Genomic DNA, 13233 nt, shown 5'->3' with positions numbered 1-13233 from the left:
TCGGTTCGTCACCGATCCCAGCATGACGAACGGGACCGGTGGGCGTCCACCGGTCCCGTTCAGCCGCACGAGTGAGTAAGGTCAGGCGATGCGGTCCATGACGATCGGCGTGGCGGAGAAGGCCGTGCCCGCCGGGGCGATGTCGTACGTGCCCGCCAGGGAGGCGAGGGCGTAGTCGAACTTCTCCGGGGTGTCCGTGTGCAGGGTCATCAGCGGCTGGCCCGCCGTCACCGTGTCGCCCGGCTTCGCGTGGAGCTCGACGCCCGCGCCCGCCTGCACCGGGTCCTCCTTGCGCGCGCGGCCGGCGCCCAGGCGCCAGGCGGCGACGCCGACCCCGTACGCGTCGAGGCGGGTCAGGACGCCCGACTCGGGGGCGGTGACCACGTGCTGCTCGCGGGCGACCGGGAGGGTCGCGTCCGGGTCGCCGCCCTGGGCCGCGATCATCCGGCGCCAGTGGTCCATCGCGGAGCCGTCGGCCAGGGCCTTCGCCGGGTCGGCGTCCTTGATGCCCGCCGCGTCCAGCATCTCCTTGGCCAGCGCGATGGTCAGCTCGACCACGTCGGCGGGGCCGCCACCGGCCAGGACCTCGACGGACTCGCGGACTTCGAGGGCGTTTCCGGCGGTCAGGCCCAGCGGGGTGGACATGTCGGTGAGCAGCGCGACGGTCTTGACGCCCGAGTCGGTGCCGAGGCCGACCATGGTGCGGGCCAGCTCGCGGGCGTCCTCGATGTTCTTCATGAAGGCGCCGGTGCCGACCTTGACGTCCAGGACGAGCGAGCCGGTGCCCTCGGCGATCTTCTTCGACATGATCGAGGAGGCGATCAGCGGGATGGCCTCGACCGTGCCGGTGACGTCGCGCAGCGCGTAGAGCTTCTTGTCCGCCGGGGCCAGGCCGTCGCCGGCCGCACAGATGACCGCGCCGGTGGTGTCCAGGACGTGCAGCATCTCCTCGTTGGAGAGGAGCGCGCGCCAGCCGGGGATGGACTCCAGCTTGTCGAGGGTGCCGCCGGTGTGGCCGAGGCCGCGGCCGGACAGCTGGGGGACGGCCGCGCCGCACGCGGCGACGAGCGGGGCGAGCGGGAGGGTGATCTTGTCGCCGACGCCGCCCGTGGAGTGCTTGTCGGCGGTCGGGCGGGAGAGGGAGTCGAAGTTCATGCGCTCACCGGAGGCGATCATCGCCGCGGTCCAGCGGGCGATCTCGGTCCGGTTCATGCCGTTGAGCAGGATGGCCATCGCCAGCGCCGACATCTGCTCGTCGGCCACGACACCGCGGGTGTACGCGTCGATGACCCAGTCGATCTGCTCGGGGCTCAGCTCACCGCGGTCCCGCTTGGTCCGGATGACGGAGATGACGTCCATGTGGTGCTTCCTTCTACGCGCATAGAGAGGGGGAGATGAAGGGTTCAGGAACGGAAGTGCGACGGCCCTCCGCCCCGGCAGGGGCGAAGGGCCGTCGGTACGGCTATCTCAGGTGGCCGGGCCCGAAGGCCTGCGGCAGCATCGCCGCCAGCGGGAGGATCCCGTCCGGGGTCTCCACCAGCAGCTCGTCACCGCCGAATTCGTAGAGCAGCTGGCGGCAGCGGCCGCACGGGACGAGGATCTCGCCCTTGCCGTCCACGCAGGTGAAGTGCGTGAGGCGGCCGCCGCCGGTGGCCTGGAGGGAGGAGACCAGTCCGCACTCGGCGCACAGGCCCAGCCCGTAGCTGGCGTTCTCGACGTTGCAGCCGGTCACGACGCGGCCGTCGTCCACCAGGGCGGCCACCCCGACCGGGAAGCCCGAGTACGGGGCGTACGCCCGGGTCATCGCTTCCCGGGCGGACGTCCGCAGGGCTTCCCAGTCCACCGTCGGCTCCGGGGTCACTTACCCTCGCCCTTGCGGTAGCGCATGCCGTCCGCCTTGGGCATCCGCAGCCGCTGCGCGGAGAGCGACAGCACCAGCAGGGTCACGATGTACGGGGTGGCACTGACGAACTCGACCGGGACGCTCTCCGTGCCGAGGTACCAGATGAACACGCCGACACCGATGACGATGGCGATCGAAGAGGTGATCCAGCGCTTCTTGTACGCCTTCCAGGCCGCGATCGCGACGAGGACCGCGAACAGCAGCAGGAGCAGCGCGTGCACGGACTGGCCGCCGCTGCGCAGCTGCAGGGCGTCGGCGAAGCCGAACAGGCCGGCACCCATCGCGAGGCCGCCCGGCCGCCAGTTGCCGAAGATCATCGCCGCGAGGCCGATGTAACCGCGGCCGCCGGTCTGGCCCTCGTTGTAGATGTGCGAGGTGACCAGCGACAGGTAGGCGCCGCCGAGGCCGGCCAGACCGCCGGAGACGATCACCGCGATGTACTTGTACTTGTAGACGTTGACGCCCAGCGACTCGGCCGCGATCGGGTTCTCGCCGCAGGAGCGCAGCCGCAGACCGAACGCCGTCTTCCACAGCACGAAGAACGTGCCGATGATGAGGGCCACGGCGACGATCGTCAGCAGCGAGAGGTTGGTGACCAGGCCGCCGAGGATGCCCGCGACGTCCGAGACGACGAACCAGTGGTGCTTCTCGATGTCGGCCAGCCAATCGGACAGGCCCGGCACGCTGAACGAGGTGATGCTGTCGGCCGGCGGCGACTGCTTCGGGCTGCCGCCCGCGGCGGCGGCCGCACCGGTGTTGAACCACAGCTTGGCGAAGTAGGTGGTGAGACCGACGGCCAGGATGTTGATCGCGATGCCGGAGATGATGTGGTCGACGCCGAAGGTGACGGTGGCGACGGCGTGCAGCAGGCCGCCGAACATGCCGCCCAGGACGCCGACGAGGACGCCGAGCCAGGGGCTGGTCTGCCAGCCGGCCCAGGCGCCGAAGAAGGTGCCGAGGATCATCATGCCCTCGAGGCCGATGTTGACCACGCCCGCGCGCTCGGCCCACAGACCGCCGAGACCGGCCATGCCGATCGGCACGGCCAGCGAGAGGGCCGCACTGATCTGGCCCGACGAGGTCAGGTCCTGCGCTCCGGTGATGGCGCGCACGGCGGAGAGCGCGACGAGCGCGCCCGCGATGATCAGCAGGATCACCGGGAGGGAGAGCCGGGTGCGGCCGCCCTTGCCACCGGCCGCCTTGGGGGCGGCGGGCGGCGGGGTGGAAGTCGCCGTGGCGGTCACGCCGACACCTCCGTCTGGTCGTTGGAACGGGCCTGGGCGGCGAGCTTCTCGCCGACCTGTCGCTGCTGGCGCTTGAGGCCGTAGCGGCGCACGAGTTCGTAGGCGATGACGACACAGAGGACGATGACGCCCTGCATGACGCCGACGATCTCCCGGTCGTAGTTCTCGAACTCCAGCTTCTGGCCGCCGCGCTCCAGGAAGGCCCAGAGGATCGCGGCGAGCGCGATGCCGATCGGGTGGTTGCGGCCGAGCAGGGCGATGGCGATGCCGAGGAAGCCGATGCCGAGGGGGAAGTCGCCGCCGAACTCGTACGAGTCGTTGAGCAGCGTCGGCATGCCGATCAGACCGGCCATGGCGCCGGAGATGAGCATGGCCGTGATGACCATCTTCTTGACGTTGACACCGCTGGCGGCGGCGGCCGTGTCGGACTGGCCGACGGTGCGCAGGTCGAAACCGAAGCGGGTGCGGGCCAGCGTGAACCAGTACCCGACACCGGCGATCACCGCGACCACGACGAAGCCGTAGATCGGGGTCGGCGCGGTCGGGATGTCGAAGAAGTGCGAGGAGTCCGGCAGCGGGGTCGTGGCGACCTTGGTGCCGGCCGCGTCCAGGTGGCCGAGGCGGCCGGGCTGGAGGAGGTAGCCGATGATCGCGGTCGCGATCATGTTCAGCATGATCGTGGAGACGACCTCGCTGACGCCCCGGGTGACCTTGAGGACACCCGCGATGCCGGCCCACATGGCGCCGACGATCATCGCGGTGAGGATGATCAGCGGGATCTGCACGATGCCCGGCAGGGCCAGCGCGCCACCCACGGCGGCGGCGAAGAAGGCCGCGAGACGGTACTGGCCGTCGACACCGATGTTGAACAGGTTCATGCGGAAGCCGACGGCCACCGCGATACCCGCCAGGTAGTACGGCGTCGCCTTGTTGATGATGTAGACCTGGCTGTCCGACTTCACGCCGTATTCGAACATGATCCCGAAGGCGCTGAACGGCTCCTTGCCGGTCGCGGCCAGGATCAGGGCGGTGATCAGGAACGCGGCGACGATCGCGAGCAGCGGGGCCGCGATGCCCAGGAGCAGCCGCTCCTTGTCGATCTTCTTCATCGGGCCTCGTCCTCCGGGCCGTCGGTGCCCTCAGGGCTCTCTTCGTGCTCAAGGTGTCCGGCGGCGGCACCGGTCATGGCCGATCCGAGCTCCTCCGGGGTGATGGTCGCCGGGTCGGCGTCCGCGACCAGCCGGCCGCGGTACATCACGCGCAGGGTGTCGGAGAGGCCGATCAGCTCGTCCAGGTCCGCGGAGATCAGCAGCACCGCCAGGCCTTCGCGGCGCGCCTCGCGGATCTGGTCCCAGATCTGCGCCTGCGCACCGACGTCCACGCCCCGGGTGGGGTGCGCGGCGATCAGCAGCTTCGGGTTGTGGCTCATCTCGCGACCGACGATCAGCTTCTGCTGGTTGCCGCCGGAGAGCGACGCCGCAGTGACGTCGATGCCGGGCGTGCGGACGTCGTACTCCCGCACGATCCGCTCGGTGTCCTTGCGGGCGGCCCTCAGGTCGAGGATCGGTCCCCGGGAGTTCGGCTTCTCGGTGACGTGACCGAGGATGCGGTTCTCCCAGAGGGGGGCCTCCAGGAGCAGGCCGTGCCGGTGGCGGTCCTCGGGAATGCAGCCGATGCCGTCCTCGCGGCGCTTGCGGGTCGGCGCGGTGGAGATGTCGTTGCCGTCGAGGGTGACCACGCCCTGGCCGGGGTGGCGCATTCCCATGATCGAGTCGACGAGCTCGGACTGGCCGTTGCCCTCCACGCCGGCGATGCCCAGGACCTCGCCCTTGTGGATGGTGAAGGTGATGCCGTCGAGGACCGCGCGGACGACTCCGTCGGGGTCGACGGCGCTCAGCGACAGCCCGTCGACCGTGAGCATCGGGACGTCCGTCACCGTCGACTCGCGGGTCTCCGGGGAGGGCAGCTCGGCGCCGACCATCAGCTCGGCGAGCTGCTTGGTCGTGATGTTCGCCGGGTCCGCCGTACCGACCGTCGTGCCGCGCCGGATGACGGTGATGTCGTCGGCGACCGACAGGACCTCGCCCAGCTTGTGCGAGATGAAGATGACGGTGAGGCCCTCGGCCTTGAGCTCGCGGAGGTTGTCGAAGAGCGCGTCGACCTCCTGCGGGACCAGGACGGCGGTGGGCTCGTCGAGGATCAGCGTCCGGGCACCGCGGAACAGGACCTTGAGGATCTCCACACGCTGCCTGTCGGCCACACCGAGGTCCTCGACGAGGACGTCCGGGCGGACGCCCAGTCCGTACGCGTCCGAGATTTCCTTGATCTTGGCGCGGGCCTTGTCGCCGATGCCGTACAGCTTCTCGGAGCCGAGGACGACGTTCTCGAGGACGGTGAGGTAGTCCGCGAGCATGAAGTGCTGGTGCACCATGCCGACGCCGCGGTCGATGGCGTCGCCGGGGTCGTTGAAGACGACCTGCTCGCCGTCGACCGTGATGGTCCCCTCGTCCGGCTTCTGCATGCCGTAGAGGATCTTCATCAAGGTCGACTTGCCCGCGCCGTTCTCGCCCACGAGGGCGTGCACGGTGCCGCGGCGCACGGTGATGTCGATGTCGTGGTTGGCCACGACTCCGGGGAAACGCTTGGTGATGCCGCGGAGTTCTACGGCGTTGGGACTGGAGGCTTTGATGGCGCACTCTCCAAGGAAGGGAGCGTGGGAGGACGAGGCTGGACGGGGCTCGAACGAGGCGAGGAACGGGCAGAAACGCGGGCGCTGGTGGCGAAAGCTACCGTGCGACCAGACATGCTACGCGCGTAGCATTGGCAAAAATGTTCAACTGCCCGCATGCGTACACGGAAAGGGGCCCGGAGTGTCGGCCGAAGCCGTTCCGGGCCCCCAGTGTGACCCGTGTCAGAGGGTCGTGGCGACCTTGATCTGGCCGTCGACGATCTTCTTCTTGGCCTCGTCCAGCTGGGCCTGGATGTCCTTCAGGTGGTCACCCGTGGTCGTCAGCGAGACACCGTTCTCGGCGAGCGAGTAGGCGTGCGTGCCGGTCATCGGCTTGCCGTCCTGGACGGACTTGACGAGCTCGAAGACACCGGTGTCGACGTTCTTGACGACCGAGGTCAGGATGGAGCCGGCGTACTTGGACAGGGCCGGGTCCTTGGCCTGGTCCGAGTCGACGCCGATCGCCCACGCGCCCGGCTTGGCGGCGACGGCCTCGATGGCGCCGGCGCCGGAGCCGCCCGCGGCCGAGTAGACGACGTCGATGCCCTTGTCGAGCATGCCCTTGGCAGCGGCCTTGCCCTTGTCCGGGGCACCGAAGCCGGACATGTCCGTACCGGTGGACAGGTACTGGATCTGCACGTTGGCCTCGGGCTTGGTGTCCTTGACACCCTGCTGGAAGCCGGCGGCGAACTTCTTGATCAGGGGGATGTCCACACCACCGATGAAGCCGATCTGGCCGTCCTTGGACTTCAGCGCGGCAGCGACACCGGCGAGGTAGGAACCCTGCTCCTCGGTGAAGACGATCGAGGAGACGTTCGGCTTCTCGGAGACGGAGTCGACGAGACCGAAGGTGGTCTTCGGGTACTTGGCCGCGGCCTTCTCGAGCGCGTCCTTGTAGGCGAAGCCGACACCGATGACGGGGTTGTAGCCGCCCTCGGCGAGGGAGACGAGACGCTGCTCGCGGTCGGCCGGCGTCTCACCGGTCTTGGCGGTGAGCTCCTTGGTCTCGACACCGAGGTCCGCCTTGGCCTTGTCCAGGCCACGCGCGGCGGAGTCGTTGAAGGAGTTGTCGCCACGGCCGCCGACGTCGTAGGCCATGCCGACCTTGACCTTGCCGTTGCCGTCGCCGGAGCCGGAGCTCTCGGTGGACGACTCACCGCAGGCGGTGGCGGAGAGGGCGAGAGCCGCAGTCACGATGGACGCGGAGACGATCTTAGATACCCGGCGCAAGAGGAGGGTCCCTTCGAGACTGACCGAAAGCGCCTCTTCCGGCGCTGGTTTCGCGGCGATCGTAACGCGCGTAGATGTCAGTTAAAGGCCCGTTCATCAGTCGTTATCGGATCGTCGCGAACCGGACAGTGACCGATCAGTGACGCCCGTACGCCCAGCCCTTGCGTCCCAAGGGCTGGACTCGCCTGCGCAACAGATCGTCGACGGTGTACCGAACCGGACCGCCGTACCGCGAATGCGGGCATTTACACGCTCGGATACGAGCACGGGCGCATCTGATCCGCCGCTGAGCCGGCTCCTTCCCGGCCGCAGTGTTCCAGTGCTGCGCACCGACGGGAAGGCGTGGCTCGCACCCACCGGAGGGGCCGGGCGATGACGGCCCGGCCCCTCTTCGGTCAACGGTCGCCGACGGGCCTCGCGCGACGTCCGTCGAGCAGCGCGGCGGCCGTGAAGAACTCCACGCCGATGCCGATCGCGGACTCGTCCACGTCGAAGTCGCCCCGGTGCAGGTCGCGCTTGGCGGTGTCACCGGGCGCACGGACCCCCAGCCGGGCCATCGCGCCCGGAACGTGCTCCAGGTACCAAGAGAAGTCCTCCCCGCCCAGGCTCTGCTCGGTGTCCTCGACGGACTCCGCTCCGCAGCGGGCCCCCATCGCCTCGCGCAGCAGCTCGGTGATCACCGGGTCGTTGACCACCGGGGGCACCCCGCGCACGTGGTTGATCTCGAACTTGGCCCCGTGCATGGTCGCGATCTCGTCGATCGCGGCGTGGATCATGTCCGGCGCCTCGTGCCAGGCGTTCAGGTCCAGGCAGCGCACCGTTCCCGAGAGCTCGGCGTGCATCGGGATGACGTTGCAGGCGTGCCCGGCCTCGATCCGGCCCCAGGTGACGGACATGCCCGAGCGGGCGTCCATCCGGCGGGCCAGCAGGGCCGGGGCGTCGACGGCCACCCGGGCGGCGGCCGTCACCAGGTCGGTGGTCAGGTGCGGCCGCGCGGTGTGACCGCCGGGGCCGGAGAGGGTGACCTCCAGCCGGTCGCAGGCGGAGGTGATGGGGCCGGCCCGCAGCCCGATGCGGCCCGCGTCGACGCGGGGGTCGCAGTGCACGGCGACGATCCGCCCGACCCCGTCCAGGACCCCGGACTCGATGGCGTCGGTGGCTCCGCCCGGGAGCACCTCTTCGGCGGGCTGGAAGAGCAGCCGGACGGGGCGGGGCAGCAGGCCCTGCCGGTCGAGTTCGGCGAGGACCAGGCCGGCGCCGAGGACGACCGTGGTGTGCACGTCGTGGCCGCAGGCGTGGGCGCGGTCGGCGAAGGTCGAGCGGTACGGGACGTGCGTCTTGGCATCGGGAATGGGCAGGGCGTCGATGTCCGCGCGCAGGGCCAGCATCGGCCGGCCCCCGTCCCAGGTGCCCACGTCACAGATCAGGCCCGTACCGGACTTCAGCACCCGTGGTCGCAGGCCGGCTTTCTCCAACCGGGCCTTGATCGCCGCGGTGGTACGGAATTCCTGGTGTCCGAGCTCCGGGTGCATGTGCAAGTCCCGGCGGAAGGCGATCAGTTCGGTACGCAGGTGGTCCGGAAGCTTGCCGGGCAGCTCGGGCCGGTCGGACGCGGCGGGCTGGGCGGTCTGGGACTCGCGGGACATCAACTGGTTCACCCGTTGAAGGGTAGGCCCACGGACGGGTCAACTGGCCGGGGATCACGAAAAGTTCATGCCGTTAGGGGAAAGAAACCCGGCCTCTGGACGCATGACCGGATGCACCCGGGGGTAAACTCGCGCGCTCATCCGGCCGTGGGAGCCGCCTGGGCAGGCAGTCTGCGCACATCACGGGCGGTGTCGGTGACCCCCGCGAGGAAGCTGCGGGCGCGCGGGGAGGCGGACCCGGTGAGCCAGGCGGGATCCACCTCGCACACCGCGACCGTGACACCGGTACCGGTCAGGGCGTACGGCAGGGTGTGGACGACGGTGGACGGAAAGCTGACGATCGTCCGGCCGACGGGCCCGCGCCGGGCGATCAGTTCCAGCGGCAGGTCCGGGCGCACGATCTCCAGTCCCGTCGCCCGGCTCAGGGCGCGCAGCTTCTCCGGGGACTCGCGGCGGTGGGCGAAGTAGCGGGTGGCTCCGTGCTCCAGGGTCAGGGCGCGCACCGCGTCCAGATAGCGGTCCGGGTCCACCACCCCGGTCTCCACGAGCGAGGTGCCAACCAGGTCGGTGCCCTTGGTCAGCCGGGGCGGGCCGAACCGGGCGCGGGTCCAGGCGAAGTCGTTGACGCGCAGCGTCATCCCGCCGTGGGCGGTGACGGGCATCGAGCTGAACACCTCGACGCGGTGGCCGCGGTGTGCGGCCGGGGTGAAGCGGCGGCGCGCGGTCGCCGAGACGGGTGCGTACGCCAGCTCGCGGACCCGGCCGGGCAGTCCGCCGCCGCCGACCCGGTGCCACCGTACGAGGCGTTCACCGCGGGCGGTCTGGGCCATGAACTCCATGGTGGCGGTGCCGTCGTCGACCACCACGAGCTCCTCGGCGCGCACCAGGGTGAGCAGCAGCTGGACGTAGCGCGAGAAGGGGTCTCCGACGACGACCGTACGCGCGGCGCGCACGTCGCGCGCCAGCGCGGTGAGCGCCTTCAGCGGCGCGAACCGGCTCCCGCGCGCCTCCTGCCACCGGACCTCGTGTCCCTCGTCCCGCGCCAGCGCGGCCACCCGGCGCAGCTGGCCGCGGGACATCGGGTCGGTGGGCGGCAGGACGACGATCCGCAGGGGTGACGCCTCGCCGCCCGGCCGGGGGGCGGCGCCGGGTGGGTCCCCGCCGTCGCCGCGGCGGCCCCGCTGGCGCGGGACGCCGTCCAGCTGCGGCTGCCCTCCGGGCCGTGCGTACGCCCACTCCAGCACGTTCAGGAGCTGGACCGGACTCTCGACGAACGCCAGGGTGGGGGCGGAGGGGCTGGAGGGGGTCACCACGTGCTCCTTGTCGGGGGACGGAACGCGTACGCGCCAGGCGGCGGGGCTCAGACGGCTGCCAGCTCGCCCCGGACGCGGCGGAGCTTCTTCATGGGGCCGAGCTCGGACTCGTAGACGCGCTTGACGCCGTCGCCGAGGGCGGTCTCGATGGTGCGGATGTCGCGGACGAGACGGGTGAGGCCGCCGGGCTCGACGGAGGCGGCCTGGTCGGAGCCCCACATCGCGCGGTCGAGGGTGATGTGGCGCTCGACGAAGGTGGCGCCGAGGGCGACGGCGGCGAGGGTGGTCTGCAGGCCCGTCTCGTGGCCGGAGTAGCCGATCGGGACGTTCGGGTACTCCTCCCGGAGGGTGTTGATCACCCGCAGGTTGAGCTCCTCAGCCTTGGCCGGGTACGTCGAAGTGGCGTGACAGAGAAGGATGTTGGCGCTGCCGAGGACCTCGACCGCGTGACGGATCTGCTGCGGTGTGGACATGCCGGTGGACAGGACGACGGTGCGGCCGGTGGCGCGCAGGGCGCGCAGCAGCTCGTCGTCGGTGAGGGAGGCGGAGGCCACCTTGTGGGCGGGGACGTCGAACTTCTCCAGGAAGGCGACGGCCTCGGTGTCCCACGGGGAGGCGAACCAGTCGATGCCGCGCTTGGCACAGTGATCGTCGATGGCGCGGTACTCGTCCTCGCCGAACTCGACCTTGTGGCGGTAGTCGATGTAGGTCATCCGGCCCCAGGGGGTGTCGCGTTCGATGTCCCACTGGTCGCGCGGGGTGCAGATCTCCGGGGTGCGCTTCTGGAACTTCACGGCGTCGCAGCCGGCTTCGGCGGCGGCGTCGATGAGGGCGAAGGCGTTGCCGAGGTCGCCGTTGTGGTTGATGCCGATCTCACCGACGACGTAGACGGGGCGGCCGGGGCCGGCGGTGCGGGGGCCGAAGCTGCGCAGGCGGGAGTCGGGGGTGGTCGTCATGGCAGGAGGCGTCCTTCGGTGCGGGGGTGTACGGGGCGTACGGGGCGTGGGCTGCGGGTCGGGGTGTGCGTCCGGATCCGGGACGGGCCGTTCGGGGTGTGCGTCGGGGCGCGGGTCGAGCAGGGGGGCGAGCAGTCGGGCGCGGGCCAGGTCGTGCGGGTCGTCGATCTCCAGGACGCGCGCGGGGTCGGTGGCGACGGGGAGGGTGCGGCCGAAGAACCGGTGCCGGGCGCTGCGGAAGCCCGCGGCGTCCATGGCGTAGGCGGCGCCCGTCTCCAGCAGGTCCTGCGACCGGTCCTGGCGCCGGGGGCGGTGCGCCGCGTCGTGGTTGACGCCGGCCCCGCAGCCGTCGGCCCCCTCCCGCCAGAGGAACCCGTGGAACGGGGCCACCGTCAGGGCCGAGTCGGCCGACCCGGAGGCGACGGCCACGGCGACCGACTCGACGTCGGAGGTGGCGAGGAAGGGGCTGGTGCACTGGACGAGGAGGACCACGTCCACGACGAGGGAGTGCAGTTCTTCGAAGGCGGCGAGCGCGTGCAGGACCGCGGCCTCGCTGCTCGCGGTGTCGCCGGAGATCGCGGTGGGGCGGGCGATGACGTCGGCCCCGGCGGCGCGGGCGGCGGCGGCGATCGCCTCGGAGTCGGTGGAGACCACCACGTCGGTGACGGTCGGTGCGGCCCGGCAGGCCAGGACGGCGCGGGCGACGAGCGGGGTGCCGGCGACCTCGGCGAGGTTCTTGCCGGGGACCCCCTTGGAGCCGCCGCGGGCCGGGATGACGGCGAGGACCCTCACAGCTCCCCCAACCTGCGGATCACCGGGGCCACGCGCTGCACGCCGTGCCGGTAGGCCCCGCGGGCGGCCTCGCGCAGGTGGCCGCGGAGCCTGCGGCGCAGCCGGGACTCCCCCGCGGCCGGGCGCACCGCGCCGGGCAGCGGGGTGCCGTCGGGTGCGAGGTGGTGGCGGGCGAGGATCCCGGGGAGGTATCCGGGTGCGGTGGTGCGCGTGTAGTAGGGGGCGGGCGAGGGCAGCCGGGCGGCGGCGAGCAGTCCGGCGACCTTGGCCCGGGCGACGGCGTGGGCGTCCGCGCCCGTGGCCGCGCCCCCACCCGTGTCCGCGGCGGGCAGGACGCCCTGCGCCGCCAACCAGGCCGGGTCGCCCACCGGGAGGAGACCGGAGTCGATCTGGTCCCAGGAGGCCAGGCAGCCGGAGCCGAGGAAGTGGTGGTTGCCGAGGGCCTCGCGGATGCCGAGGTCGGTGAGGACGGCCGTCGGGATGGACCGGTGCAGGGATTCCAGGGCGGCCGTGGAGGAGACGGTGACGAGCAGGTCGGCGCCGTCCAGGACCTCGCCCATGTTCCCGTACACCAGGCGGCAATTGGCGGGCAGTCCGCCCGGAACCTTCTCGGCGAGCCGCTGGTACGGCTGCTCCTCCAGGTGCGTGGTGTGTTCCCCGGGCTTGCTGCGCAGCTTGATCAGCACGTCCCGCTCGGGGTGCAGCCGGGCGTGTCCGACGGCCCGTTCCAGCAGGTAGGCGCGGTCGGCGCGGCTGTCAGGCACGGAGGGCTGAACGGCGAAGACCACCGTGCGGGCGCGGCTGACGGCCGGCTCGTACGGCGCTCCGCCCAGGAAGGGCAGGGCGGTCTCGGTGACGGCGGCGGCGTCCGCGCCGACGCCCTCGTACACGGCGCGGAACCGCTGCGCGTCGTGGCGGGAGTTGGCGAGGACGAGGTCGGCGCCGTGGCGCAGCAGCAGCCCGTCGGCGAGCTTCTCGTATACGACTCCGACGTATCCGGTGACGAGGACGGGGCGCCGGGCGGGGGCGGGCCACAGGGCGCGGGCCCCGTGCAGGACGGCCTGGACGGCCCCGCCGACGAGCGCGAGGACGACCACGTCGTAGCGCTCGCGTTCGATCTCGGCGAGGAACTCGGCGCAGGTCACCTCGGAGAGCCGGTCGGCCCGCACCCCCACCTCGCCGAGCTGGCGCGCGGTGGGCGTGGCCCGGCCGCGCAGCAGGAATCCGGTGAGTTGGTGGTCGGGTACGAGACGGCGGGCGGTGAGTGCGCCCCATTTCCATCGCGTATCGGAATCGGCGAGTACGGCGACGCGTTTGCGTTCTGGCACGCGGCAGAAGCTATTCCGCGATTTCGGTGATCGGCCCAACGACCGCACAACAGCGGGTTAACAACGCGTCGACTAAATGCGAAAGCGCACGGG

10 protein-coding genes and 1 pseudogene are annotated in these 13233 nt (G+C 71.2%); all 11 read right to left on the bottom strand.

Annotated features, from left to right (window positions below; all coding sequences use genetic code 11):
* Window positions 1-81: 81 nt before the first annotated feature.
* Window positions 82-1359, bottom strand: coding sequence for a thymidine phosphorylase (locus tag ACIQK6_RS00990; protein WP_329099445.1), 1278 nt, complete (start codon window positions 1357-1359; stop codon window positions 82-84).
* A 103-nt stretch (window positions 1360-1462) separates the two neighbouring features.
* Entirely contained in the window at window positions 1463-1861 is a 399-nt protein-coding gene (locus ACIQK6_RS00985; RefSeq protein ID WP_402694063.1) for a cytidine deaminase, read from the bottom strand.
* Window positions 1858-3147 carry an ABC transporter permease gene (locus ACIQK6_RS00980; protein WP_329099447.1) on the bottom strand — a complete coding sequence of 430 codons (1290 nt, stop codon included), beginning with the start codon at window positions 3145-3147 and terminating at the stop codon, window positions 1858-1860. Before ACIQK6_RS00980 ends, ACIQK6_RS00985 begins: the two co-directional genes overlap by 4 nt.
* Complete coding sequence (locus ACIQK6_RS00975) at window positions 3144-4256, bottom strand: ABC transporter permease (RefSeq protein WP_329099448.1); 1113 nt, start codon at window positions 4254-4256, stop codon at window positions 3144-3146. The genes ACIQK6_RS00980 and ACIQK6_RS00975 overlap by 4 nt, the downstream gene beginning before the upstream one ends.
* Window positions 4253-5836: an ABC transporter ATP-binding protein gene (locus ACIQK6_RS00970; RefSeq protein ID WP_329107702.1), complete on the bottom strand. Its 1584-nt coding sequence runs from the start codon at window positions 5834-5836 to the stop codon at window positions 4253-4255. The genes ACIQK6_RS00975 and ACIQK6_RS00970 overlap by 4 nt, the downstream gene beginning before the upstream one ends.
* Window positions 5837-6058: 222 nt before the next feature.
* Window positions 6059-7105: a BMP family ABC transporter substrate-binding protein gene (locus ACIQK6_RS00965; protein WP_329099449.1), complete on the bottom strand. Its 1047-nt coding sequence runs from the start codon at window positions 7103-7105 to the stop codon at window positions 6059-6061.
* Window positions 7106-7500: 395 nt separating this feature from the next.
* A complete protein-coding gene (locus tag ACIQK6_RS00960; RefSeq protein WP_329107704.1) occupies window positions 7501-8751 on the bottom strand; it encodes an amidohydrolase in 1251 nt (416 codons plus the stop codon).
* Window positions 8752-8888: 137 nt separating this feature from the next.
* Entirely contained in the window at window positions 8889-10061 is a 1173-nt protein-coding gene (locus tag ACIQK6_RS00955) for a hypothetical protein (RefSeq protein WP_329099450.1), read from the bottom strand.
* Between the two features lie 50 nt (window positions 10062-10111).
* Entirely contained in the window at window positions 10112-11020 is a 909-nt protein-coding gene (locus tag ACIQK6_RS00950; protein WP_329107706.1) for an N-acetylneuraminate synthase family protein, read from the bottom strand.
* 420 nt (window positions 11021-11440) lie between these two features.
* A pseudogene (locus ACIQK6_RS00945) lies at window positions 11441-11812 on the bottom strand (cytidylyltransferase domain-containing protein); the annotation flags it as partial.
* The gene (locus ACIQK6_RS00940) at window positions 11809-13140 is read right to left on the bottom strand and encodes a DUF6716 putative glycosyltransferase (protein WP_329099451.1); all 1332 of its coding nucleotides are present in this window, start codon (window positions 13138-13140) and stop codon (window positions 11809-11811) included. The pseudogene ACIQK6_RS00945 and the gene ACIQK6_RS00940, both read right to left, overlap by 4 nt.
* Window positions 13141-13233 lie beyond the last annotated feature (93 nt).

It is taken from the genome of Streptomyces sp. NPDC091682, from assembly GCF_044756625.1.
Classification (GTDB): Bacteria; Actinomycetota; Actinomycetes; order Streptomycetales; family Streptomycetaceae; genus Streptomyces.
The sequence above is the reverse complement of the archived record's forward strand: the minus strand, read 5'-3'. Positions and strand labels throughout refer to the sequence as shown.